19 protein-coding genes are annotated in these 25,394 nt (G+C 67.9%); 7 read left to right on the forward strand and 12 right to left on the reverse strand.

Going from position 1 to position 25,394, the window contains the following annotated elements:
- Positions 1–16: 16 nt before the first annotated feature.
- From ACK4FK_RS00120 to ACK4FK_RS00140, 5 genes are read right to left on the reverse strand one after another with little or no spacing between them, the layout of a single operon-like run.
- On the reverse strand, positions 17–1,063 hold the full coding sequence (locus tag ACK4FK_RS00120) for an aldo/keto reductase (protein ID WP_409739423.1): 1,047 nt from the start codon (positions 1,061–1,063) through the stop codon (positions 17–19).
- A 5-nt stretch (positions 1,064–1,068) separates the two neighbouring features.
- On the reverse strand, positions 1,069–1,449 hold the full coding sequence (locus ACK4FK_RS00125) for a TIGR04076 family protein (protein ID WP_409739425.1): 381 nt from the start codon (positions 1,447–1,449) through the stop codon (positions 1,069–1,071).
- Between the two features lie 11 nt (positions 1,450–1,460).
- Positions 1,461–2,501 carry a TRAP transporter substrate-binding protein gene (locus tag ACK4FK_RS00130; RefSeq protein ID WP_409739427.1) on the reverse strand — a complete coding sequence of 347 codons (1,041 nt, stop codon included), beginning with the start codon at positions 2,499–2,501 and terminating at the stop codon, positions 1,461–1,463.
- 17 nt (positions 2,502–2,518) lie between these two features.
- Complete coding sequence (locus ACK4FK_RS00135) at positions 2,519–3,808, reverse strand: TRAP transporter large permease (RefSeq protein ID WP_409739429.1); 1,290 nt, start codon at positions 3,806–3,808, stop codon at positions 2,519–2,521.
- 24 nt (positions 3,809–3,832) lie between these two features.
- Positions 3,833–4,315: a TRAP transporter small permease gene (locus ACK4FK_RS00140; RefSeq protein ID WP_409739431.1), complete on the reverse strand. Its 483-nt coding sequence runs from the start codon at positions 4,313–4,315 to the stop codon at positions 3,833–3,835.
- An 80-nt stretch (positions 4,316–4,395) separates the two neighbouring features.
- On the opposite strand from ACK4FK_RS00140, the gene ACK4FK_RS00145 reads away from it, so the two are divergent.
- On the forward strand, positions 4,396–5,160 hold the full coding sequence (locus ACK4FK_RS00145; RefSeq protein ID WP_409739433.1) for a GntR family transcriptional regulator: 765 nt from the start codon (positions 4,396–4,398) through the stop codon (positions 5,158–5,160).
- Between the two features lie 13 nt (positions 5,161–5,173).
- On the opposite strand, the gene ACK4FK_RS00150 is transcribed toward ACK4FK_RS00145, so the two are convergent.
- Positions 5,174–8,359: an AsmA-like C-terminal domain-containing protein gene (locus tag ACK4FK_RS00150; RefSeq protein ID WP_409739435.1), complete on the reverse strand. Its 3,186-nt coding sequence runs from the start codon at positions 8,357–8,359 to the stop codon at positions 5,174–5,176.
- A gap of 125 nt (positions 8,360–8,484) precedes the next feature.
- Here ACK4FK_RS00150 and ACK4FK_RS00155 point away from each other — a divergent pair, with 125 nt between their 5' ends.
- The 4 genes from ACK4FK_RS00155 to ACK4FK_RS00170 all read left to right on the forward strand — a co-directional run bounded on the left by ACK4FK_RS00155 (position 8,485) and on the right by ACK4FK_RS00170 (position 14,388).
- A complete protein-coding gene (locus tag ACK4FK_RS00155; protein WP_409739438.1) occupies positions 8,485–11,799 on the forward strand; it encodes a bifunctional [glutamine synthetase] adenylyltransferase/[glutamine synthetase]-adenylyl-L-tyrosine phosphorylase in 3,315 nt (1,104 codons plus the stop codon).
- Between the two features lie 130 nt (positions 11,800–11,929).
- Positions 11,930–12,388: a peroxiredoxin gene (locus ACK4FK_RS00160; protein ID WP_409740629.1), complete on the forward strand. Its 459-nt coding sequence runs from the start codon at positions 11,930–11,932 to the stop codon at positions 12,386–12,388.
- A gap of 271 nt (positions 12,389–12,659) precedes the next feature.
- On the forward strand, positions 12,660–13,916 hold the full coding sequence (locus ACK4FK_RS00165) for a M23 family metallopeptidase (protein WP_409739441.1): 1,257 nt from the start codon (positions 12,660–12,662) through the stop codon (positions 13,914–13,916).
- On the forward strand, positions 13,873–14,388 hold the full coding sequence (locus tag ACK4FK_RS00170; protein WP_409739444.1) for a polymer-forming cytoskeletal protein: 516 nt from the start codon (positions 13,873–13,875) through the stop codon (positions 14,386–14,388). The genes ACK4FK_RS00165 and ACK4FK_RS00170 overlap by 44 nt, the downstream gene beginning before the upstream one ends.
- A 63-nt stretch (positions 14,389–14,451) precedes the next feature.
- Here ACK4FK_RS00170 and ACK4FK_RS00175 read toward each other — a convergent pair whose 3' ends face one another.
- From ACK4FK_RS00175 to ACK4FK_RS00190, 4 genes are all read right to left on the reverse strand, one after another.
- Positions 14,452–15,138, reverse strand: coding sequence for an esterase/lipase family protein (locus ACK4FK_RS00175; protein ID WP_409739447.1), 687 nt, complete (start codon positions 15,136–15,138; stop codon positions 14,452–14,454).
- 117 nt (positions 15,139–15,255) lie between these two features.
- A protein-coding gene (prfB, locus tag ACK4FK_RS00180) for a peptide chain release factor 2 (RefSeq protein WP_409739450.1) occupies positions 15,256–16,375 on the reverse strand; the annotation gives its coding sequence in 2 pieces (ribosomal slippage) (positions 15,256–16,305 and positions 16,307–16,375; 1,119 coding nt in all).
- Between the two features lie 161 nt (positions 16,376–16,536).
- Positions 16,537–17,301 (reverse strand): DsbA family protein, encoded by a 765-nt coding sequence (locus tag ACK4FK_RS00185; RefSeq protein ID WP_409739452.1) that lies wholly within the window; start codon positions 17,299–17,301, stop codon positions 16,537–16,539.
- A 98-nt stretch (positions 17,302–17,399) separates the two neighbouring features.
- Positions 17,400–18,773, reverse strand: coding sequence for a M48 family metalloprotease (locus tag ACK4FK_RS00190; protein ID WP_409739455.1), 1,374 nt, complete (start codon positions 18,771–18,773; stop codon positions 17,400–17,402).
- Positions 18,774–18,867: 94 nt separating this feature from the next.
- On the opposite strand from ACK4FK_RS00190, the gene ACK4FK_RS00195 reads away from it, so the two are divergent.
- Both ACK4FK_RS00195 and ACK4FK_RS00200 read left to right on the forward strand, forming a co-directional pair.
- A complete protein-coding gene (locus ACK4FK_RS00195; RefSeq protein WP_409739458.1) occupies positions 18,868–20,340 on the forward strand; it encodes a gamma-glutamyltransferase in 1,473 nt (490 codons plus the stop codon).
- A 25-nt stretch (positions 20,341–20,365) separates the two neighbouring features.
- Entirely contained in the window at positions 20,366–21,523 is a 1,158-nt protein-coding gene (locus ACK4FK_RS00200) for a pyridoxal phosphate-dependent aminotransferase (protein WP_409739460.1), read from the forward strand.
- A 128-nt stretch (positions 21,524–21,651) separates the two neighbouring features.
- On the opposite strand, the gene ACK4FK_RS00205 is transcribed toward ACK4FK_RS00200, so the two are convergent.
- Positions 21,652–22,140 carry a GNAT family N-acetyltransferase gene (locus ACK4FK_RS00205; RefSeq protein WP_409739462.1) on the reverse strand — a complete coding sequence of 163 codons (489 nt, stop codon included), beginning with the start codon at positions 22,138–22,140 and terminating at the stop codon, positions 21,652–21,654.
- Complete coding sequence (locus ACK4FK_RS00210) at positions 22,137–25,019, reverse strand: ribonuclease E/G (protein ID WP_409739465.1); 2,883 nt, start codon at positions 25,017–25,019, stop codon at positions 22,137–22,139. Before ACK4FK_RS00210 ends, ACK4FK_RS00205 begins: the two co-directional genes overlap by 4 nt.
- Between the last annotated feature and the right edge of the window lie 375 nt (positions 25,020–25,394).

Raw genomic sequence — 25,394 nt, forward strand, 5'->3', positions numbered from 1 at the left:
CACGCTTTTCATGTCTTCAATGCCGGCCGTCGTTGAGGTTGTAGCGCATGATGCGGCCGTGGCGGCCGGTCTTGTCGCGCTCGATGTCGTAGCAGTCGCCGGGCGGGCCGGAGCGCTTCGCCAGCACGGCGTCGAGCCGCGCCTGCTGCGCGGCATCGAGGCGCAGACTGTCGATCCGCAGATTGCCGGCGAGATGCCGCGTGGAGGTGGCGCCGACGATGGCGCCGGCCACGCCGGGCCGGTCGAGCACATAGCGCGTCGCCACCTGGCCGATATTGCAGCCATGCGCCTCGCCGATCGCGCGCAGCACGCCGAGCAGTTCCTGGAACAGGCCCCAGCCGCCGAAATCCTCGATGATCAGCTTGTATTTGGTGAGCGAGCGGTTGGCGAGCGGCTCCTGCGGCTCAGGTTTCCCGAGCCAGGCCTCGCTCAAGAATCCGCCGGCCAGCGTGCCATAGCAGAGCAGGCCGATCTGCTGCGCCCGGCAGAATTCCACCAATCCGCGTTCGGGCCGGGCATCCAGCACCGAATACTGCACCTGCGTGGCGGCCAGCGGCACGGCGGCGGCGATCTCGCGCGTGGTCGCCGTGTTGAAATTGGTCAGGCCGAGCAGGCGGATCTTGCCGGCGCGGCGCAGGTCGTCGAGCACGCCCATCGCCTCGACATAGCCGGGCACGGCGTAGTTCCACCAGTGGAACTGCACCAGGTCGAGGCAATCGACGCGCAGCCGCTTCAGCGAACGGTCGATGATGCTTTCCACATAGGCGCGGTCGCAACTGGTCAACCGGTCGTAGTCGGGCACGAACTTGGTATGGATCTCGATGCGCCGGCCCAGATCGGGATAGGCGGCACGGAAATCGCCGATCAGTTCCTCCACGCCGGTGTAGTGATCGGCGCAGTCGAAGCTGGTGATGCCGGCCTGCACGAAGGCCGCCATGTCGTCGATGGCCTGCCTGCGATCCACGTCGCCATGGCCGCCGGCCAGATGCCAGCCGCCTTTCAGCAGCCGCGACATGGTATAGCCCGGTGATAGCTTCGGGGCCAGTTCGTAACGCTCAACCATGTGATTTACGCCTTGCTGTCGTCGTTGCCGGCCGATTCAGATCTTTGCAGCGGAACGGCCGTCGTTTCGGAATGGCGGAATTCGCGCTTCGCCACGCGGCGGATGCGGAATTTCGCGGAACAGTTCGGATCGGGGCAGGCCACCAGCGCGTCGGTGCTCATCCAGTCGTTGGGATGGGTCTCGCGCTGCTTGGCCGGCAGCAGCGGCAGCAAGGCCGCCAGCGTGTAGATCGACCAGGACTGGCCGGGCGGGAAATGGAGCTGCTCGCCATGCAGCTCGAAATGGTCGCCGGGCTTGGCTGCGCAGAAGCAGCTTTCGCCCGGCACCCATTCGACGCGCAGATCATACAGCGTGAAACGGTCGTCTGTATCTTTCGGCGCGCTCATGGCGATGTCGCTTACGGCTTGACGTTCAGTTCGCGGGCAACCGCCGGGATCGCCGCCTTGTATTCCGCCAGCGCGGCGGCGGCCTCGGGGGCCTTCTTGGTCGCCTCGGCCAGCCATTCGTCGGTCACGAACTGCAGCTTGCCGCGCAAATCCTCCAGCAGCTTGCCCTCGACATTGGTGATCTTCACCCCGGTCTCGGCGAACTTGGCCAGCGCGGCCTGCTCCTTGGCTTCCCACACGGCGGCGAAGCGGCGCACCATCGCTTCGCCCGACAGTTTGGCGATGGCGTCGCGGTCGCGCGCCTCCAGCCCCTTCCACTTGGCCTCGTTCATCACCATGAACTGGCTGGAATGGGCGAAGCCGCCGGGCACGAAGCTGGCCACCGGCATGTGCTGGGTCATGTTGAAGCTGATCACGGTTTCCTTCTGCTGGAACATGCCCTGGATCACGCCGCGCGAGATCTGCTCGTAGGCCTCGGTCAGCGGCGAGGAGATCGGCGTCATGCCCAGCGCCTTGGTGATGCGCTCCACCGTGGCGCCGGGGATGCGGATCTTGATGCCGTTGACGGCATCCAGGCTGGTGAAGGCGTTGGCCTTGGTGAAAAGCTGGTACGGTCCGTTGGTCCACAGGCCGAGCAGGTGGGTGCCTTCATGCTCGTTGTACTTGGCGAAATGCTTGGCATAGCTGCGCCAGTAGGCCAGCGAATTCACCACCGAATGATCGGCGGTGAAGGGCAGCTCGCCCATCTCGGTCAGCTTGAAGCGGTTGGGCGTGTAGGCATGCACGCCGAAGGCCACGTCGGCCACGCCGTTCTTCACCAGGTCGAAATGCGCCGGCGGCGCGCCCAGCGCGGGCAGGATCTGCAGCTTGACGCGGCCCTCGGTGGCCTTTTCCACATCGGCAGCCCAGGGCGTGACCATCTCGGTGACGACATGGTGGGTCGGCGGCAGCCAGTTGGAAAAGCGCAGCACAGTCTGCGCCTGGGCGTCGGCGACGGCGACGGCCACGAAGGTGGCGGCGGCGGCAAGCAGGATACGGGTCGATTGGGTCATGCGGAGCCTCTTGTGGGTTACATCAGCGACGGAAGGAAGGTGGAAATCGCGGGAAAGGCGATCAGCAGGATGATGCGGATCACGTCGGCGGCGACGAAGGCGCCGACGCCGGCGAAAATCGTCTTCATCGGGATATGCGGCAGCAGCGTGTGCATCATGTAGACATTCATGCCCACCGGCGGCGTGATCAGCGCCACCTCGATCAGCGTGACCATGATGACGCCGAACCAGATCGGATCGAAGCCGGCGGCGGTGATCACCGGAAAGACGATCGGCAGGGTGAGCAGCACCATCGACATGCTTTCCAGGAAGCAGCCGAGGATCAGGTAGAGCGCGCAGATGATCAGGATCAGCTCCAGCCGGCCGATCTCGGCGGCCTGGAACCAGCCGGTCAGCGCTTGGGTGAAGCCGGCGATGGTGATGAATTTCGAGAAGATCAGCGCGCCGACCAGCACGAAGAACAGCATGGTGGTGGTGGCCGCGGTGTCGACCAGGATGGCCCAGAGCCGCCGCCAGCTCAGCCTGCGGCGCGCCAGCGCGATCAGGAAGGCGCCGACCGCGCCGATGCCGGCAGCTTCCGTGGGGGTGAAGACGCCGCCATACATGCCGCCCACCACCAGCAGGAACAGCCCCAGCACCGCGGCGGTGCCGCGCAGGGCGGCGAAGCGTTCGGCCCAGCTGCTGCGCTCGCCGGCCGGGCCGTCCTGCGGCCGCAGGGTGACGACCAGCAGCACCGCGCCGATATACAGCAACGCGCCGAGCAGGCCGGGCAGCACGCCGGCCATGAACAGCTTGCCGATATCGGTCTGCGTCATGATGCCGTAGACCATGAAGGCGACGCTGGGCGGGATCATGATGCCCAGCGTGCCGGCCGAGGCGATGCTGCCGGCGGCCAGGCCATCGGCATAGCCGTAGCGCTTCATCGAGGGATAGGCGACCTTCGACATCGCCGCCGAGGTGGCGAGGCTGGAGCCGCAGACGGCGGCAAAGGCCGCGCAGGCGATCACGGTGGCAATCGCCAGGCCGCCCTTGAGATGGCCGACGAAGCGGTAGGCGGCGTCGTAGAGTTCGCGCGAGACATCGGCCTCGTTGATCAGGTTGCCCATCAGGATGAACAGCGGGATCACCGACAGCGCATAGGAATTCACCGTGCTGAAGGTGGTTTCCGCCACCATGTAGGCGGTGGGATCCCAGCCCAGCATCCACAGGAAGCCGGCGATGCCGGGCAGCGCCATGGCCACCGCGATCGGCACCTCGATGACGATCAGTGCCAGCATGGCGACCAGGGCGATCACGGCCACGGTCATGCGGATACCGTCATGCGAATACCGTCATGCAAGTTCGGCTCCCGTGCCGCGCCGGCTGAACAGGGCGCAGACGGCGCTGGCCAGGCTGCTGGCGGCGCCGAACCAGGCCACCCAGGCCAGCGGCAGGTCGATGAAGGGCGCCAGGTCGCCGGCGCGGTGAAAGCTCTGGCCCATGCGCAGCAGGGCCCAGGCCAGGTAGACGAACACGGCGATCAGGCAGAGCCGCCGCAGCAGGCGCAGCAGCAGGCCGAGCGCCGGGTGGCGGCGGATCAGCGCGGCCAGGATGCCGGCGCGCACATGCTCGTCGCGTCGCGTGACGCCGGGCAGCGCGGCGAACACCGTGAGCGCCACCAGCACGGCGGTCAGCTCGTAGGCGCCGGTGATCGGGCGGTTGGCGCTGCGGAAGGCGACATCGAGGAAGGCCACCGCCCCCATGGCCAGCAGCGCCAGCGCGCCGGCGGCGGCAAAGCCGCGGTCGAGGATGGTGGCGAAGGGTCGCAGGATCATGGCGGGCCGGGCCCATCCCCCGTTTATGATATGTGATCACAGTAGAGAGGGCGGCAAATTTCTGTCAAGCTTGCCGCGCCATGCCGAGTCAGCGCCGCGCCGCCGCTTCCGCCGCCGCCCCTGCCGCCGCCCGCCCCACCCCGCGCGGCCAGCCCGACCGCGTCTCGGCCATGCGCCGCGCGGTGGCGCCGGTGGCGCGCGACACCGTGCAGGACCGCATCTATGCCGAGCTGGGCGACGCGCTGATCTGCGGCCGGCTGCAGCCGGGCCAGCCGCTCACCATCCGCGATCTCGCCGCCGCCTTCGATACCAGCGTGATGCCGGTGCGCGAGGCGCTGCGCCGCCTGATCGCCGAAAAGGCGCTGGAGGGTCAGCCGCAGCGTTCGGTGCGCGTGCCGGCGATGACGCCGGAACGGCTGGCCGACCTGCGCCGCACCCGCCTGCTGGTCGAGGGCCAGGCCGCCGAACTGGCTGCCGCCCATGTCGATGCCGCGCTGCTGGCCCGGCTGGCCGCCGCCGATGCCGATTACATCGCCGCCGCCGAGGCCGGCGATGCCGATGCCGAATTGCTGTGCAACCAGCGTTTCCATTTCACGCTGTACGAGGCCAGCGGCTCGCCCACCCTGCTGGCGATCATCCGGTCGCTGTGGCTGCAGTCGGGGCCGTATCTGCGCCATGCCGTCGAGCGCCATTCGGCGCAGACCCGCGCGCGCCAGCCCGCCGCGCGCGGCAGTTTCCACAGCCGCATCGTGGCCGCCCTGCGCAAGCGCGACATCGCCGCCGTGCGCCGTGCGCTGGAAGCCGATCTGGGCTGGGCCTTCGACCTGCTGGACCGCCGCGCCTAGGCGCCGATGCGCGTCAGGGCGTGGTTCTGGGTTCGGGCGGCGGCGGTTCGGCCTGCGGCGCGTTGGGATCGTTGGTCGGCGCCTGGAAGATGCGGCGCAGGAAGCCCGGCGCGATGGCCGAGAGCGGATTGACGCTGAACTGCGGATCGTTCTTCGGGCCCGAGACGGCGAAGTTCACGCCGATGATGCCGTCGCCGACGAACAGGTCGCCCAGCAGCGGGATCCGGCCCAGGATGGTGTTCAGCACGAAGGCCGGCACGGCCGTGCCGGTGACGCTGATGCTGTCGGTACGGTCGTAGATGTTGCCCTCGAAGGTGATGCCGAGCTGCGGGCCGGACAGACGCGCGGGCTGCAGGGTCAGCACGCCGTCCTTCTGCACAAACGGCACCTCGCCGGTCTGGAACAGGATGCCCTCGCCCGACAGCAGCGCGGAAAGGCCGGCGAAAGAGCCGATGCCGAGTAGCCGCGCCAGGAAGGGCGCGCGCACCGCGCGCACGTTCTGCAGCGTCATGCGGCCGGCCAGCGGCTGGTTGGCCTTGGTGTCGTCGTAGGCGGCATTGATCTGCATGCTGCCGCCCTGCATGTTGGTGATGCCGAGGAAATGCAGCATGGCGCCGGCATTGTCGGAATCGAGCCGCAGCGAGCGCCCTTCCAGCGCCGGCGTGATGAAGAAGGCGACTCCGCCGGTGGTGGCGAAACCGCCGGTGAGGCTGACGCGCTCCAGCCGCTTCGGCTCGCGCTGCACGCTGAGCGACAGGTTGCGCATCTCCAGGTCGTCCTCGACCTGCGCCTCGTCCAGCCGCAGGTCCAGGGTCAGGCGCGGCTTGACCTGGCCGGGCTCGGACTCGTCGGCAAACACGTCACGCACGAACGGCCGCAGGTCGAAGCGCTTGCCGCTCAGTTCGATCCGCGCGTCGCCGTTGGCGGCATAGCCGATGCGGCCGCGCGCGTCGTTGCTGCCGTATTGCAGGCTGGCGATCTCGGCGCTCCAGCCGCCATTCGCATCAAGCTGCGCCCTGGCGCGGCCCGACAGCGCGGGACCGCTCAGTTCGATCAGGTCGAACAGCACCGGCTGCCCGGCGCGGGTGCGGATCTGCACGCGGCCCTGGCCGGGCGTGCCCGCCGGCTTGCCCATATGCGCCTCGGCAACCACCAGCGTGGCATCCTTCAGGTCGAATTCGCCGCCGATGGCGGTTTCGCCGCCGCGCCGCTCCTCGATCTCCATGGTGGCGTCGACCGGCCCGTCGATATAGGGCGCCAGCGGATAGCCCAGCGCCTTGCGCTGCGCCTCGTCGATGCGGCCCTGCAACCGGTAGCGCGCCGGCACGGCGACGCGGGCATTGAATTCCTGCCGCCAGAAGACCTGCAGCGGCACGCCGTTCAGTGCCGCCCTGCCGCTGGCCTCCAGCGCCCGGGTGTCGACCTTCAGCTTCATCTCGCCGTCGGTCAGGCGATAGCGGCCCATCAGGCCGTCCATGCCGAGCGCGGCGAGGTCGGCCTCCGCCGTCACCGCGACATCCTCGGTCTTCAGCGCGTTGAGCAGCGGGAATTTCAGGCGCCATTTCACGACCGCGTCGCCGGCCACGCCGGCCGGCTTGATGCCCAGCCGCGAGGGGAAGCCGAGCGGCTTCTGGTCGAGCAGCGCCAGCACGGTGGCGCTCTTGCCGCGCGCCGCGCTGCTGATCTCGGCATGCTGGTCGGCATCCTGCAGGCCGGTGATCTTCACATGGCCGGGGCCGATCTGCAGTGCGCCGGCCGGCAGGTTCACCGCAGCCGTCTCGACGGTGAGGTCGAGGGCATCGGCATTGAGCATCGCGCTGCCCTTCGCGTCCTGCAGCCTGGTCATCGGGGCCAGGTAATCCACCTGCAGCCCCTCGAAGGCGAAATCCAGCTTCACGGCATTGGCCGGCAGCCTTTCCTCGCCGGCCACCATCGCCGGCGTGAGCACCGCCTCGAAACGGCCGGCCGGAATCCTGCCTCCGCGGATATTGGCCGTGACCCAGTCGCGCGCGTTCTTCGCCATGTCCGCCGGCCAGTATTGCGCCAGCGCGTTGGTCTGCAGGTCGAAGAACTGGCCCCTCAGGTCGAGCCCGTAGCGCTCGCCCTCGGCCCGGCTGACCCAGCCGCCGAAGGAAAGGCGGAAATTGTCGGCCAGCACGATGCTGCCCTCGTCGATATAAAGCCGGCCGTTGGCGGCATCGGCATAGCCGCGGAAGCGCGCCTCGGCGAGGTCGAGGGCGGCGGCGAGGAAATCCGGCGCCTGGATGCGGCCGGCGCCGGCATGCAGGTCGAAATTGAGGCCGAGCTGCTCGCCGCTTTCGTTCACCCGCAGGGTCAGGCTGCCGGACAGCGGCGCGGCGAAATAATCCAGCGGCTGCAGTTCGGGCACCACATCGGCGAAATCGGAGGGTTCGACATTGTCGAACTGCACGGTCACGCTGGCGGCACGGTCGGCCGCCACGTAGTCGGCGCCGACGGTGAGGTTGACCCGGCGGTTGCGCCAGTCGAGCGCGCCGGTCGCGGAGGCATAGACATGGCCATCGCCGCGGCGGAAGGAAAGCTGCGCCCCGGGCACGACCCAGCGCTGGTTCAGCTTCCAGTCCTCGATCACCAGCCGCTCGGCCAGCATCGACACCATCTCGAGCTGGCTGAGCGGATCGGTCGGATCGGGACGGCGCGACAGCAGGTCGAACACGCCGGCAAACATGCTGGTGGCCAGCATGTCGGCCGGGCCGCGCATTTCCTCGGCCTCGGTGGTGGCGCCGGCCTGGCCGTCGCCCTCGACCGGCAGGCCGATCTGGAAGCGGCCCTGGGCGTCGCGCACCAGTCGGGCCTCGATGCCGCTGGCGAACACGTAACGCGGTGCGATCACCCCGCGCAGCAGTGACGGGCCGCTGAGCGACATGTCGATGAAGGGGATGCGCAGCGCGACGCGTTCATCGCTGGCGCGATAGCGCACGTCCAGCACGCGCAGGCGCAGGCTCTGATCGCGGTCGGACCAGGCCAGCACCAGATCGCCCATATCGGCCCGGATGCCGAATTGCGGCAGGGCCAGCGCCTCGCTGACATAGGGGATGAGGAAGCCGACCGAAATCGGTTCCTGCGCCACACGCCAGGCCAGCAGCCCGCCCAAACCAACCAGCGTCAGCGCCACCGCCACAACCGAGCGAACCAGCAGCCGACTCCATCGCAAAACCACGTATCGTGTCCTCGTCTCCGCCGGCCGGACCACGGCCGGACAGGCTTTGTGATCGCAGCGGGCGGCCGCTGCTTGACCCTGTGCCGAGTTTAGCCGAACTTCGCCCATGGCACGAGGGAAACGCCATGCCAACCAAGCGATTACCGGCCAGGCCCGGAAAAAAGACGTCCACGGCCAAGACGGCGAAATCCGGCGCGGCGAAATCCGGTACGGCGAAAAAAGCCGCCGCCAGAACGGCCGCGTCGAAAAGGGCCGGCGCCCAAAAAGCCGGGCCGAAAAAGGCCGGGTCCAAAAAGACCGGACCCAAAAAGACCGGCGGCAAAAAAACGGTCTCTCGAAAGACCGTTTCCGGAAAGATCGGTACGCCCGGGGCGGCCGGCAAGACGGGTGCGGCAAAAAAAACCGCGCCCAGCGCCGGCATCGCATGGCCCGGCCTGCCCAGGCCCTTCGATGGCGAGGCCGTGGCGCGCGGCTTCGAACACTGGGCCGAGATGCTGGCCGAGTTGCCGGACCGGACCCTGGCGAAGCACCTGGCCGCGGCAACGAAGCAGCCCGCTTCCAAGAGCCAGCCAGGAGCCAGGGCCCTGCTGGCCTGCCTGTTCGGCAACAGTCCCTTCCTGACCCAGCTTGCGCTGGACGAACCCGCCACCATGGCCGTGCTGCTGGAGCGCGGCCCGGATGCCGCCTTCGAACAGGCGATGAAAGCCGTGCAGGATTTCGTGCGCGGCTGCGACGAACCGGCGGCGCTGGCCGCACCGCTGCGCCAGGCCAAGAAACGCGTCGCGCTCTCGATCGCCGTGGCCGACATCGCCGGCCTGTGGCCGCTGGAGAAGATCACCGGATGCCTGAGCGACTTCGCCAGTTTGAGCATCGACAGCGCCATGGCCGTGCTGCTGCGCCAGGCCGCCGCGCAGGGCGAACTGAAGCTGCCGGATGCAAAGAAAGACCCCTGCCGCGGCTCGGGCTTCGTGGCCTTAGGGATGGGCAAGCTGGGCGCGCGCGAGCTGAATTATTCCAGCGACATCGACCTGATCATGCTGTTCGACCAGGAGGTGGTGCGCTACACCGGCCGCAAGACGCCGCTGGAATGCTTCGTGCGGCTGACGCAGCAGATGTTCCGCCTGCTGCATGACCGCACCGAGGACGGCTATGTGTTCCGCACCGACCTGCGGCTGCGGCCCGATCCGGGCTCGACGCCGGTGGCGCTCTCCATGGCGGCCGCCGAGACCTATTACGAAAGCTTCGGCCAGAACTGGGAACGTGCGGCGATGATCAAGGCGCGGCCAGTCGGCGGCGACATCAAGGCGGGCCAGGGCTTTCTGCAGCGCCTGACGCCTTATGTGTGGCGCAAGAACCTGGATTTCGCCGCCATCGAGGACATCCATTCGATCAAGCGCCAGATCCATGCCCACAAGGGCCATGCCGAGATCGCGGTGGAGGGCCACAACATCAAGGTCGGGCGCGGCGGCATCCGCGAGATCGAGTTCTTCGCCCAGACCCAGCAGCTCATCGCCGGCGGGCGCGATACGCGCCTGCGCGCTGCCCCCACCTGCGACGCGCTGCGCGCGCTGGTCGCCACCGAGCGACTGAGCCAGGCCGTGTGCGACGAACTGATCGAGGATTACCGCTACCTGCGCCGGGTGGAGCATCGCCTGCAGATGATCGCCGACGAGCAGACGCATACCCTGCCGCGCAACATCGACCACCTGGCCTGCTTTCTGGGCGAGAAGAACCCGCAGGCTTTCCGCGACGGCCTGCTGGCCGTGCTGGCGCGGGTGAAGCGCTATTACGACGACCTGTTCAGCGAGGCGCCGTCGCTGGGCGCAGAAACCGGCAGCCTGGTGTTCACCGGCACCGACGACGACCCTGAGACGCTGAAGACGCTGAGTGGCCTGGGCTTCTCCGATCCGCCCGAGATCGCCGCGATGATCCGCGGCTGGCATTTCGGCCGCTATCGCGCCATGCGCTCGGAGCGCGCGCGCGAGAAACTCACTGCCATCATGCCGAACCTGCTGGAAGCCTTTTCCCGCACCGGCAGCCCTGACGTGGCGATCCGCCGGTTCGACCATTTCCTCGCCAGCCTGCCGGCCGGCGTGCAGCTTTTCGCCCTGCTGCAGGCCAATCCGGCCGTGCTCGACACCCTGGCCGAGGTGCTGGCCGCCGCGCCGCAACTGGCCGAGACGCTGTCGCAGAATGCCGCCCTGTTCGACAGCCTGCTGGAATATGCCGAACATCCGCCGAGCTTCGATGCCGCAACCCTGACAGCCAGCCTGAAGCGGCAGCTGTCGGCGGCACGCGATTTCCAGGACGTGCTGGACTGGACCCGGCGCTGGACCACCGAACTGAAACTGCAGGTGGGCATCGGATTGCTGCGTGGCACGCTGGACGGTGTGGCGGCGGGCGATGCCTTGAGCCGCGTCGCCGATGCGGTGCTGGCCGAACTGCTGGATCGCGTGGTGGCCGAATTCGCCACCCAGCACGGCAAGATCCGCGACATGCAGCTCGCCCTGATCGGCCTCGGCCGGCTGGGTAGCCGCGAACTGACGCTGGAATCCGATCTCGACCTGGTGCTGGTCTTCGACTGCCCGGAGAATGCCGGCGAGTCCAGCGGCGCGCGGCCGCTGACGCCGGGCCTGTATTTCGCGCGGCTGTGCCAGCGCTTCATCAACGCGATCACGGCGATGACCGGTGAGGGCCGGCTGTATGAGATCGACATGCGCCTGCGGCCCAGCGGCGGCGCCGGACCCATCGCCATCAAGCTGGATGCCTTTGCCGAGTATCAGCGCACCGAGGCGTGGACCTGGGAGCATATGGCGCTGACCCGGGCCCGCGTGGTCTGCGGCGATGCAAAGCTGGCGACGCGCTTCGACAAGGTGCGGCAGGAAATCCTGACCGCGAAGCGCGACGAGAAACGCCTGCTGGCCAACGTGGCGAGCATGCGCGCGCGACTGGCGGCGCAGAAGCAGGGCAAGGGCATCTGGGACCTGAAGCAGAGCCGCGGCGGCCTGGTCGACCTGGAATTCATCCTGCAATACCTGCTGCTGCGCCATGGCGCGGCGCATGCGGATATCCTGTTGGCCCATCCGCTGCAGGCGCTGGAGGCAATGGCGCAGGCCGGCCTGCTGGAAGCCAAGGCGCTGCGCGTGCTGCGCCTGGCCGGGCCGCTTTACGCCACCCTGCTGGCGGTGACGCGGCTGGCCGGCCGCGAGGAGGCCGGCGATCCCGCTTCGTGGCCGCCGGCGCTGGCCAAGCGCCTGCCGCAACTGACGGGCGACAGCAGCCTGGATGGCCTGAGCGAACGGCTGGAGGATTGCCAGCGCCAGGTACACAGGCTGTTCGTCACCCTGGTCGAGCAGCCGGCCGCCCCCTATCTCTCGCTGGCAGATTCGCTCAATCCGGATTCCAACCGCACAGGACAGGACGATGGCAACCACCGCTAAAAAGAAACCAACCGCAAAAAAGAAATCCGCCGCGAAGAAACCCGCCGCGAAGACGGCCGCCGTGAAGACGCCGGCGGCGAAAAAGCCGGCCGCGCCGAAGGCTGCCGACGTTCAAACCGGCAGCGCCGGTTTGAACGTCGGCGACAAGGCACCCGCCTTTTCCATGCCCACCGATGGCGGCGGCAAGATCTCGCTGGCCGAACTGAAGGGCAAGATCGTGGTGCTGTATTTCTATCCCAAGGACGACACGTCGGGATGCACCAAGGAGGCCATCGACTTCACGGCGGCGATGGCGAAATTCGACAAGCTGGGCGCGGTGGTGATCGGCTGCTCGCGCGACAGCGCCAAGAGCCACGACAAATTCAAGGACAAGCACAAACTGAAGGTGATCCTGGCCGCCGACGAGTCGGGTGCGGCGACCGAGTCGTATGGCGCCTGGGTTGAGAAAAGCATGTACGGGCGCACCTATATGGGCATCGAACGGTCCACATTCCTGATCGACCGTACAGGGAAGATTGCGGCGATCTGGCGCAAGGTCAAAGTCCCTGGCCATGTGGACTCGGTGCTGAAGGCAGCGCAGGCGCTGTAGAATCAAGCGCTTGCCGCCCTTATCCACACTCTGTGGATAACACGCGCGACACGGGTTAAGTCTGTGTTCGCGCGTGTTTTTCCGACATTCGTAACAGATTCTTTCTTGCATTAACCAAGCCAAATAAGCCCTAATCTGCCTCAGCCAGAGGCGAGCGGATTTTCAAGACAATACGGGGGGCTTAGTGACGCGACGCGCGAGACGGCAATGGCGGGAGTTGCGCGACCGCCTGTTCCCAGAGCGGCAGATCATTTTCCGGAGCCGCGGCGACGTGCGTTACGTCGCGCTCTCCAGTCGTGCCCAGATCGCCATGGCCACCGCCGTCGTCGCCTTCGCCGGCTGGATCGGCTACGCCTCGGTGAACGTCTTCTATCGCGACGCCCTGCTCGACACCCGCGACCGCCGCATCGCCGAACTCAGCCTGGCCTATGAGCGCCTGGCCGCCGATTACGAAAAGAGCCAGGAGAATTTCGTCGTCGCCTCGCGCGACCTGGAGGAGCGCTATCGCCGCCTCTACGACATGGCGATGAAGCAGCGCGCCCCCGCCCTGCCCGCGACCGGCCAGTCCGATACCGCGGACGGCGGCAAGGCAACAGACGCCGGCAAGACGGCGCCGAAGGCCGCCGCCAAGCCCGCCGAAACCACCAAGCCGGACAGCAGCAGGCTGGCCGCCGCCGCGCCGGTCAAGCCGGCCGCCAGCGAAGACCCGGCCTCGATCGAGGATCTGGAAGGCATGCTGCGCGAGTCGAAGGCCAAGCCGCCGGTGCCGGCGGTGAAGCCGCGCGACATCGAGACCCGCATCCTCGCGGTGCGCGGCCGCCAGCGCGAATTGCTGGATGAACTGAACCATCGCACCGAGCAGGGCATCCTCGCTCTGGAAAAGGCGCTGGGCCGCACCGGGCTGGATATCGGCGGCATGCTGGCCCGCGCCAGCGAGGCACGCGCCGAAGTCGGCGTCGGCGGCCCGCTGCGCAGCCTCGACATGCCGCCCACGCAGACGGCCTCGCTGGATGCCGTCGACCGCGACATCAACAGCCTGGAAGGCAAGCTGGGCCGCTGGGGCGAACTGATGGCGCTGGCCCAGCGCCTGCCGCTGGCGCTGCCGATGGGCGGCGAGGCGGAAATCTCGTCCAGCTTCGGCCGCCGCATTGATCCCTTCACCAAGCAGCCGGCCTTCCATGCCGGCACCGATTTCATCGGCCCGAACCGCGCGCCGGTGATTGCCACCGCACCCGGCGTGGTCGTATTCGCCGGCCGCAAAGGCCCGTATGGCCGCGCCGTCGAAATCGACCATGGCCTGGGCGTGAAAACGCGTTATGCTCACCTGAGCTCGATTTCCGTGCAGGCTGGCGAGACCGTCGCCTACGGACGCCAGCTCGGCACCATGGGTTCGACCGGTCGCAGCACCGGTCAGCATCTGCATTACGAAGTGCTGCTCGACGACGAGCAGATCGATCCCGCCAAATTCATCGAGGCTGGCTATCATGTTTTCAAACAGCAAGAAGACCAACCCGCAGCCCGCCGCTAAGCAGGCGCCGCCCTCGATCCTGAGCGCCGGCCTGACGGTGAACGGCGACCTCAGCTCGGAAGGCGAGGTGCAGATCGACTGCCTGGTCAACGGCGACGTCACCGCCGTGCGGCTGGCCATCGGCGAGAATGCCAAGGTGGTGGGCGAGGTGGTGGCCGACCAGGTGCTGATCCGCGGCGAGGTGATCGGCCGCATCCGCGCCAAGTCGGTGGAACTGGACAAGACCGCGAAGGTGCGCGGCGACATCTGGCACGAGCTGCTCTCGATTGCCGCCGGCGCCAAGATCGAAGGCCTGTGCAAGTTCGCCGAGAACCCGCGCGACATGGTGGCCAAGCTGAGCGTGGTGTCCTCCTCGGATGCCAAGGAAGAAACCGAGAAGACCGTGCAGAAGGCGATCAAGGGCGCGGCCGAAACCGGCCTGTCGGGCGCCCTGCCCGGCCTCGCCGCCCGCGCCGCCACGGCGACGAGCTGAAGACCCTTCCCCTTCCTTCATCCAGTTCCAGAGGCGGCCCCTGCGGGCCGCCTTTTTTATGGCCTAGAAACGGCCCTCTTTCAGGAAGCGTTGCACGGCGGCGATCACGCGCGGATCGTTGGGCAGGAAGCTGTGCCCCACCGGCAGCGTCAATCCATGCGTCAATGCCGGCGGCAGGGCGGAATCCACTTCCACCGTGCCGTCGCCGTCTTCCGTCGCGCCATGCAGCAGATTGACCCAGGCGCTGGGGATCAGCGGATGGAAGCGCCGCGTGCCGGCAATCGCGCCGGTCTCCAGCTTCGGCCAGGGCAGGTCTGCCAGCCACGGCGCGTCGCGATAAAGCTCGCGCGCCGGGCGGCCGAACAACTCGGGCAGACGGGCCGACCAGCTTCGTGCCTGCAGCCGCGCCACCGGCAACGCGCCGCGATTGGGCACGCCGAGCAGCACAAGGCGGCCGGCGGGGAACGGCAGGGGTTCGGACAACAGGCTGCGCAGCAGCAGGCCGCCGAGCGAATGACCAACAAAATGCGTTCTGGCGAAATGCGTGCGTTGCGTGCCCGCCAGCGCGGCGATGCGCGGCCGCAGCAGGGCTAGCAGCCCGGCATAATCGTGATGGCGTGAGGGATAATCCCAGGCCTCGACGGCATAACCCTCGCGCAGCAAGGCCTGAGCCAGCTTCGCCATCGAGCGCGGCGTACGCGCCAGGCCATGCAGCAGGACGACGCGGTCGGATGATGATGTGGAATCCATTTCCCATAGTCATGCCCGGACTTGGTCCGGGCATCCACGAGTTTTTTTGCCTGAACTGACCTAAGACGTGGATGGCCGGGTCAAGCCCGGCCATGACGATTGTAGTGGCGGAAAGGCTTACGCCGCGTCCTTGTCGCCGCCACCGACCTTGGCCGCGAGCTGGGCGGCCATGAAGGCGTCAAGGTCGCCGTCCAGCACGCCCTGGGTGTCGCTGGTTTCCAGCTCGGTGCGCAGGTCCTTCACCATCTGGTAGGGGTGCAGGACATACGAGCGGATCTGGTGGCCCCAGCCGATATCGGTCTTGGAGTCGAACACCGCCTGCTTCTCGGCCTCGCGCTTCTGCAATTCGCGTTCATAGAGGCGCGCCTTCAGCATCTTCATCGCCTCGTCGCGGTTGCGGTGCTGCGACTTGTTGGTCTGGCAGGCCACCACGATGCCGGACGGCATATGCGTGATGCGCACGGCCGAATCCGTCTTGTTGACGTGCTGGCCACCGGCGCCCGAGGCGCGGTAGGTATCGACGCGCAGATCCTTGTCGAGCACCTCGATCTCGATGGTGTCGTCCACCACCGGATAGGCGCCGACGGAGGCGAAGCTGGTATGGCGGCGCGCGTTGGAATCGTAGGGCGAGATGCGCACCAGCCGATGCACGCCGCTCTCGTTCTTCAGCCAGCCATAGGCATTGGGGCCCGAGACCTTGATGGTGGCCGACTTGATGCCGGCCTCCTCGCCCTCGCTCTCTTCCTGGAACTCGACCTTGTAGCCGTGGCGCTCGGCCCAGCGCACATACATGCGCAGCAGCATCGAAGCCCAGTCCTGGCTTTCGGTGCCGCCGGCGCCGGCATGCACTTCCAGGAAGCTGTCGTTGCCGTCGGCCTCGCCCGAGAGCAGGCTCTCCAGCCGCGCCTGCGCCACTTCCTTCGACAGGCTGGCAATCGCCGCCTCGGCCTCGTCGACCACGCCCTGGTCGTTCTCGGCCTCGCCCAGCTCGATCAGGTCGCAGTTGTCTTTCAGGGCCGCTTCCAGTCGGCGCTGGGTGCTGACCGCGCGCTCCAGCCGGTTGCGCTCGCGCAGAACGGCCTGGGCCTCGGCCGGATTGTTCCACAGGGCGGAATCCTCCGCCCGGGCATTCAGCTCTTCCAGTTTCTTGACTGCGTTATCCCAGTCAAAGAGACCTCCTCAGCAGTCCGAGCGACTGCTGGATTTCATCGGCCATCGCCCTGATTTCGGCGCGCATACTGTTTCCTTCATCAACTTTTGTCGGGCGGAAAGTAATAAGTCGTGGATGGCCGGGTCAAGCCCGGCCATGACGAAAAGGTCTGAAAACAGAGACAAAAAACAACCGTCATGCCCGGGTTTAGCCCGGGCATCCACGGTTTTTTCGTCAGCCCGGAAACATCACCCCCGCGCCGCCTTCACAAGCTGGCGCATGGCATCCAGCGAGATGGCGCCGGGGATCAGTTCCTGGCCGATCACGAAGCCGGGCGTGCCGTTGATGCCCAGCTTTTCCGCCAGCGCCAGGTTGGCGCGGATCACCTGCTCAACCTTGGGCGCGGCCATGTCGGCCTTCAGCTTCGTCACATCCAGCCCGCTGGCTGCGGCGAGGCGAAACACCTCGGCCTCGGTGAGCTGGCCGCGGAAGCCCATCATGGCATTGTGGAAGGCGAGATACTTGCCGCCCTTGTCCTGCTCCAGCGAGGCAACGGCGGCGCGCGAGGCCAGCACGCTGTCGGGCCCCAGCACCGGCAGTTCCTTGAGCACGACGCGCAGTTTCGGATCTTCCTTGATCAGGGTCATCACGCTGTGCAGCACCTGCTTGCAATAGCCGCAGCGGTAATCAAAGAACTCGACCAGCGTGACATCGCCCTTGGGATTGCCGGCGACAAACGACACGCCATCGTCGAACAGCGCCTTGGCGTTGGACGTGAGCGCCTGACGCTGGGCCTCGGCCTTCTTCACCAGCACATGGCTGGCTTCCTGCAGGATTTCGGGGTGGCGCAGCAATACCTCGAGGATCTCCGGATTATCGACCAGCACGTCGCGCACGGCGGCCCGCTGCTCGGCCGGAAAGGCGGGCGCCTGCACCTGGGCCAGCGCCTGTTTCGGGGCGGGGGCCGCCAGCAGCAGAACGAACGCGACGACAAGGAAGCGGAACGGCGACATAAAGAAACCCTCTGGATAAAGCTGCCGGACTATGCGGCGGCAACGACGGCGGAACAAGGCACAAGACCGTGAGGAAAACGGGCCCGCGGTGGCGCCGATCACCGGCGCTGCTGCTGGCGGCGCAGATCCTTGGCCGCCGCGATGATGTCCTGGGCGCGCAGCCAACTGGGCGAACCTTCCTTCAGCAGGCGCACGGCACGTTCGGCCTGCCCCTCGGCATCGCGCGCGCTGCCCATCACCAGATAACGCTCGGCCGAGGCCAGCGAGGCCATGCCGATGTCGTTCTTGCGGCCATAGGCGGTGGCTAGCTGCTGCCAGGCCGCGCCGCTGTCGGGCTCGCGCAGGGTGACCTGGCGCAGGATGGCGACCGCCTCGTCCAGCCGGCTGTCGTCGTTCATCGCCACCAGGCGCTGGCCCACGCCAAACGCCAGCAGCGGCTCGTTCGGCGCCAGGCGATAGGCCTCCTGCGCAGGCGGCAGCGAGTCGGCGACGCGGCCCATGTTGAGCAGGATGTCGGCCTTCAGTTCATGGAAATACGGATCGTTGGGATAATCGCGGATCAGGCTGTCGGTTTCGGCCAGGCCACGCTGGAAATCGAGCGCGCGGAAATAGGCGAAGGCGCGGGCATAGCGGCCATAGAGCGAGGTGTCGCTTTCGGGATACTTGCGCAGCGTGACCGGCAGGCCCTCCAGATACCCGACCAGCTTGGCCTGCATGCGGCGGAAGCGTTCGATATCCGCCGGACTGTCCTTGGCATTGCGCGAGGGCGAACGCTGCATGCGCGATTCCAGCGCGGCGACGCGGTCGGGCGTGAGCGGGTGGCTGCGCACATAGGGATCCTGGCGCTCGACCGCCAGGGCTTCCTGCCCGCCGATGATGCGCAGAAACTCGACCAGGCCGGAGGCGGACTGGCCGGTTTGCTCCAGATAGGTGGCGCCGGCCTGGTCGGCGGCGGATTCCTGGCTACGCGTGAAGGCCAGGAAGCTGCGCTCGGCCACCTGCTGGCCGCCCAGCACGGCCGCCGCGGCGGCCTCGCCGGAGCCGGCGACGGCGGCGGCGGCGCCGAACAGCATGGACAGGATCATGGCGGTGGACGCGGTGTCGATGGCGTCGTACATGCGGGCGAGATGGCCACCCGAGATATGGCCGATTTCATGGGCCAGCACGCCGATCACCTGGCCCGGGCGCTCGGCCCGGATCAGCAGGCCGGTATTGACGAAAATGCGCTGCCCGCCGGCGACGAAGGCGTTCAGGGTGCGGTCATTGACCAGGTGGACCGAGATGGCCTCGCCCGACAGTCCGGCGGCGCCGAAGAGTGGCGCGGCATAGGCGCGGATGGTATTTTCGATCTCGGCGTCGCGCACCAGGGAAGCGCCGCGGCGCTGGGCCTCGGCGGCGGTCGGCAGAACCGTCCCGGCGGCCGTCAGCAGCAGACAGCCGACAGCGAGCGAACGGCGGAGAGAACGGCGCATGGAAGACCAGCGTACGGCCATGGCGAAGTATTGTCCCAATCCCGGATATCCGGGCCAAGCAAGACGATCCATCCTAGGTAAGGGCCCCTCCGGCATGCGTCAATGCATCCTTCTCGCGTTAGTGGCGGCCCTGGTTGCCGGCTGCTCGAATTCCGACAGTAAGGTGAAGGCCGGCCAGATCGACTATCTGAAGGGCTTCATCGGCGGCGTGGCGGCCGACGAACCGCGCGCCGCCCTGGTGGCCCGCGACGTGCTTTCGGCCGGCGGCTCGGCCGGCGATGCGGTGGCGGCCGCGGCGCTGGCCTATGCCGTCACCTACCCCTCGGCCGGTGGTCTGGGCGCCGGCGGCGCCTGCGTGGCGACCGACCCGGTCGCCAAACGCACCGAAACCATCGAGTTTCCGATCATCGCGCCCAAGAATGGCGGCAATGTGGCCGTGCCGGCGCTCGTGCGCGGCATCGGCCTGCTGCAGAGCCGCTATGGCAAGCTGCGCTGGGAGGCGGTGGTGTCTCCGGCCGAGCAGCTCGCCCGCTTCGGCGAACCGGCCAGCCGCGCCTTCGTGCAGGCGGCGGTGGAAACCATGCCGCCGGTGACGGCCAGCCCCTCGCTTGCACCGATCTTCGGCACCCGCAGCGGCCTGGTGCCGCAGGAAGGCGAACGGCGCATGCAGCCGGCCCTGGCCGGCACGCTGGGCCGCCTGCGCACCGCCGGCCCGGCCGACCTGTATCAGGGCCAGCTTGCCCAGGCCCTGCTGGCCGACAGCCGCGCGCTGGGCGGCAGCCTGACGCCCGAAGAACTGCGCGACTATGCCGCGAGCATCGGCAAGCCCATCGAGGTGCCGTTCGAGAACAACGTAACCCTGTACACGCTGAACAACGCGGCCGGCGGCGCGGTGGCGGCCTGGCTGATCGAGCAGACCTATGACGGCGGCAGCCTGATCGGCAGCGCCAGCCTGAAGCCGGAGAAATTCGCCGCGGCGCTGGGCCAGGCCCATCGCGCCCAGGGGCCGCTCACCATGTATGGCTTCGGTTCGGCCAGCCTGTCGGTGATCGACCGCAACGGCCTGGCCGTGGCCTGCGCCTTCAGCATGGGGCCGGCCTATGGCAGCCGCCTGGTCGGCCGCGAGAGCGGCATCCTGTTCGCCGCGCCGCCCGGAGCCGCCGGCGACGAGTCCGCCTATCTCAGCGCCATGGTCGGCATGAACCGCCGCGTCGGCCAATCCTTCTTCGCCGCCGGGTCCAGCGGCGGTGCGGCGGCGCCGGCGGCGCTGGCCTACAGCGTGCTGCAGGCCGCCTTCATCAAGGGCGCCAAGGAACCCGCCATTCCCGCGCTGGCCGCGCCGCGCCTGTTCCAGGCCAATCCGCAGGCGCCGCTGCAATACGAACCCGGCGCCGATCCGGCGGCACTGGCCGCCGCGCGCAGCCGGGGACTGAGCCTGGCCGAATTCGGCCGGCTCGGCCGCGTGACGCTGGCCTATTGCAGCAACGGCCTGCCGCGGTCGCCCGAGACCTGCAGCTTCGCCGCCGACCGGCGCGGCTATGGCCTGAGTCTCGGCCGCCAGTTCTGAACCCCGTTTCCGTCCGGAGTCGATCATGTCGGTTTCCCCTCCATCGCCGTCGCGGCGCGGCGCCATCGATCCCTTCTTCGTGATGGAGGTGATGAAGGCCGCCGCCGCGCGCGAGGCCGCCGGCGGCGACGTGATCCACATGGAAGTCGGCCAGCCCTCCACGGCGGCACCGCGCAAGGCGATCGAGGCGGCCACGGCGGCGGCGCAGCGCGAACCGCTGGGCTATACGCTGGCGCTGGGCATCCCGGAGCTGCGCGCGGCGATCTCGGGCCATTACCGCAACTATTACGGCCTGGATGTGCCGGCGGAGCGCATCGTCGTCACCACCGGCTCCTCGGCGGGCTTCCAGCTTGCCTTCCTCTCAGCCTTCGATGCCGGCGACACGGTGGCGTTGGGCGAGCCGGCCTATCCGGCCTATCGCAACATCCTCAAGGCGCTCGACCTCAATCCGGCGATGATCGTGACCGAGCCGGAAACGCGCTTCCAGCCGACGCCGCAGCTTATCAACGCGCAGGCACCGCAGGCGAAAGGCGTGCTGGTGGCCAGCCCCGCCAATCCGACCGGCACCATGCTGGGCGAGCCTGAGATGAAGGCGCTGGTGGACGACTGCAAAGCCAAAGGCCGCTGGCTGATCGTCGACGAGATCTATCACGGCATCACCTATAACGGCCGCGCGCAGTCGGTGCTGGCGCTGACCGACCAGGCCATCGTGATCAACAGCTTCAGCAAATACTTCTCGATGACCGGCTGGCGACTGGGCTGGATGGTGGTGCCGGAAAGCCTGCTGCGCCCGATCGAATGCCTGACGCAGAATTTCTACATCTCGGCGCCCGGCATCAGCCAGGTGGCCGGCGTGGCGGCGATGTCGGCTTACGACGAGCTGGAAGAAAACGTCGCACGCTATGCGAAGAACCGCGAGATCCTGCTGAACGAACTGCCGCAGGCGGGTTTCGACAGGCTGGCGCCGGCCGATGGCGCGTTTTACATCTATGCCGACATCAGCCGCTTCACCAATGATGCCAACGATTTCTGCAAGCGCATGCTGGCCGAAACCGGCATCGCCGCCACGCCGGGATTCGATTTCGACCGCGGCCGCGGCCATTACTTCATGCGCTATTCCTTCGCCGGCAGCACCGAGCGCATGATCGAGGCGGCGAAGCGGCTGAAGGACTGGCGGAAGTGACGGCATTGCAAAATGCCGCCATGCCCGGACTTGATCCGGGCAGCCACGAGTTGCTTTAAAAATCTGAAACCGTGGACCCTCGGGCCAAGCCCGAGGGTGACAACACTGGTTTTGAGAATCCCGGCGTTCTACGCGGTCGCGGCCAGCGGCTTGGCCATATGCACCAGTTCGCGGCCCTCGAAGGTTTCCAGGCCGGTCTCGGCATAGCCGAGATGGGCATAGAGCTCGCGGTTCTCGGTGAACTGCGCGTTGGTGTAGAGGCGGATTTCGGCCAGGCCGCGCATCCGCGCCTGCTCTTCGGCGAAATCGAGCAGCCGGCGGCCCAGCCCGGTGCCCTGCTGGGTCGGATCGACCGCCACGCTCCAGATCAGCAGATGGTCGTCGGCCGAACGCAGCACCAGCGCGCCGGCCAGGCCATCTTCCACACCATCCACGACCCAGACCTCATAAGCCTGCAGCAGCGCGGCCGCCGTTTCCGCCATCGGCTGCGGCTCGGCGCCGATGCGCGGCACATATTTCACGTAGGCCCGCTTCTGCAGCGCGCCGAGGCGCGCCTCGTCAGCCGCCGATGCGCGGCGGATCGCCGGCTCGCCCGCAGCCCTCACCGGAAGACTCACCGGCGCCACCAGCCCTTCTTCGGGGCGGGCGCGGCGGCCTCGGCCTTCTCGGCCTTGCCATCGGTGCTGATCACCACGGTCTCGAAGACCGGGCCGGTGCTGACCGGAGCGGATTCTGCGACAGGCGCGGGTTCGGCGGCCGGAGCAGGCGCGGGCTGCTCGCTGACGGCCGGCGCCTCGGCAAGCGGAGCCGGTGCGGCCGCTTCGGCCTTCGCGGCCGGCTGAGGCGTACGCGCAGGCGCGGGCTCCTCGTCGTCGAATTCATAACCTGGCAGGCCGTCGAGCAATGCGCCGATGGAGGCCGGGGTCATGGCCGGCGGGGCGATGTCGCGCTGACGCGGCGCGTCATACCGCGGCGCCTCCTGACGCGGCGCCGGCTGTTCCTCGCCGGCAGCGCCATCCTCGCGGCGGCGGCGGCGACCGCCGCGGCGACCGCGACGGCGACGGCGACCATCGCCGCCCTCTTCCTCGCGCGCCTCGGCGGCGGATTCATCCTGGCCGTCCTGGGCATCGTCCTCGCCGCCGGCATCCTCGGCGGCGGCTTCGGCACCATCGTCTTCGCCGGACGCGGTCTCGTCGGTCTCTACCTCGCCTTCGGCGCCGGCCTCGACACCTTCGCCGCGATCGCGACCGCCGCGACGGCGACGGCGACGACGACGACGACGACGGCCATCGCCATCCTCCTCGGCACCCTCGGCACCGGCCTGCGCCGGCAGTTCCTCGCCTTCGGCCTCGTCGGCGACGGCGTCATCGGCCTCGGCATAGGCCGACTCCTGGGTGATCGGACGCTGAACGTCGCTGCGCGGCGCCAGTTCGGGACGATTGACCTCGCCCGGCTGGCGCGGCTTGTTGCGCTCGATGCGATAGTCGGGCGGCACCAGGCTGGCGTCGGCGGCCAGGATCACGCGCATCACATAGCGGCGCTCGATCTCGCTCAGGCGCTCGCGCTTGTGGTTGAGCAGATAGATCGCCACTTCCGCCGAGGTCGAGACGGTGATCTCGGCCGAACGGTCGCGGATGCCCTCCTCCTCGATGGCGCGCAGAACCTGCAAAGCGGTGGATTCCACCGAACGCACGTAGCCGCGGCCCTGGCAATGCGGGCAGGTCATGGTCGAGCTTTCGATCAGGCTCGGCCGCAGGCGCTGGCGCGACATCTCCAAGAGGCCGAAGCCCGAGATGCGGCCGACCTGGATGCGCGCGCGGTCGTTGCGCAGGCATTCCTTCAGGCGCTGCTCGACCTTGCGGATGTTGCGGTTCTCCTCCATGTCGATGAAGTCGATGACCACAAGGCCGGCGAGATCGCGCAGGCGGAGCTGGCGGGCGATTTCCTCAGCCGCCTCAAGATTGGTCTTGTAGGCGGTTTCCTCGATGTTGTGCTCGCGGGTGGACTTGCCCGAGTTCACGTCGATGGAAACCAGCGCCTCGGTCGGGTTGATCACGATGTAGCCGCCCGACTTCAACTGCACGGTCGGCGAGAACATCGCATCGAGCTGCTGCTCGACCTGATAGCGGGTGAACAGCGGGATCTTGTCCTGATACTGCTTCACGCGTTCGGCATGGCTGGGCATCAGCATCTGCATGAAGTCATGCGCGAAGCGATAGCCTTCCTCGCCCTCGACGATCACCTCGTCGATCTGGTCGGAATACAGGTCGCGGATCGACCGCTTGATCAGCCCGGCCTCTTCGTAGATCAGCGCCGGCGCCGAGGATTCCAGCGTGCGCTCGCGGATGCTGTCCCAGGTGCGCAGCAGGTATTCGAAGTCGCGCTTGATCTCGGGCTTGGAGCGCTCCATGCCGGCGGTGCGCACGATCACGCCCATGCCGTCCTGGATGTCCAGCTCGGCGGTGATCGCCTTCAGGCGCTTGCGGTCGGCCTGCGACTGGATCTTGCGCGAAATGCCGCCGCCGCGCGCGGTGTTGGGCATCAGCACGCAGTAGCGGCCGGCCAGCGACAGATAGGTGGTGAGCGCGGCGCCCTTGTTGCCGCGCTCTTCCTTCACCACCTGCACCAGCATGATCTGGCGGCGCTTGATGACTTCCTGGATCTTGTAGCGGCGGAACGCATTGGCGCGGCGGCGCCGGCGGCCATCGCTGGTCTCGTCGTCGCTCTTGCCGTTTTCCTCGGCGCGGGCGGCGGCGTCTTCGGCATGGCCGTCTTCCGCCTGGCCGGCCTCGGCCATGCCCGATTCAGCCAGGGCGACCTCGCCATCGGCCACGTCGGGCGCGGCATCGTCGTTCTCGGCCTGCGGCGCGGCGTAATCATCGACCGGCGCGCTGAGGCTCGGCGCCGGGCTGGCGCTGGCCGGCACATTCCAGTAGGCCGGCGCGGCGACATCGCCGGCGGCTTCCGCCGCATCGGCGCTGGCCTCGCCCCAGGCCGTGCTCTGGGCCGTGCTCTGGGCCGCGCTCTCGGCGCCTTCGCTCGCAACCTCGGGCTTGATCTCCTCGACGGTGTCGAAATCGCCATCGACGGTTTCGATGCCATGGTCGTCGGCATGGGACTCGCCGGCTTCGGCCGCGGCGGCCTGCGCGGCGGCGCGGGCTTCCTCGGCGGCCAGTTCGGCTTCCTCGGCAGCGGCAGCGGCAGCTTCTTCCTCGGCCTGCTGCGCCAGCAGGGCCTGCCGGTCGGCAATCGGGATCTGGTAGTAGTCGGGGTGGATTTCGCTGAAGGCCAGGAAGCCATGGCGGTTGCCGCCATATTCGACGAACGCGGCCTGCAGCGAGGGCTCAACGCGGGTGACCCGCGCCAGGTAGATGTTGCCCTTGTTTACCTGTTTGGTGGAGGTCTCGTAATCGAATTCCTCGAGACGGGTCCCCTTCACCACCACGACCCGGGTTTCTTCCGGATGGGTGGCATCGATCAGCATACGCATGCCCATGAGGCATTTTTCCTGCGGCGCGGCGCCGCCCGCGCGAATAACAAACGGCGGCGCGCCTGGGTTCTCGGGGCAGGCATCGGCCGGATCGGCCCGTCGCGCGGCATCCGCCGGACTGATCCGGCAGGCCTGCGGCGGTAATGATCCTGACGACCGAGAGGGGGGACTTCATCCGGGGATTTTTGAATTCCGCCGGGCGCGCCGCGCGCTGTCGGTCTGCCGGGCCCCCGCCGGGCCCTGTCGGCCCGGGCGGATGCCCCGAAGGTTCACTCCAAATCCGTGCTGTCTTGAGCGCAGCGTCCGAGGCCCCTGCTCCAGGCCGCCTCCTTTTAGGGCTGACAACTGGCTATCGCAGGCTGGCTCAGGGCCGATGCGCCG

It is taken from the genome of Ferrovibrio sp., from assembly GCF_046297895.1.
In the GTDB taxonomy this organism is placed as follows: Bacteria; Pseudomonadota; Alphaproteobacteria; order Ferrovibrionales; family Ferrovibrionaceae; genus Ferrovibrio.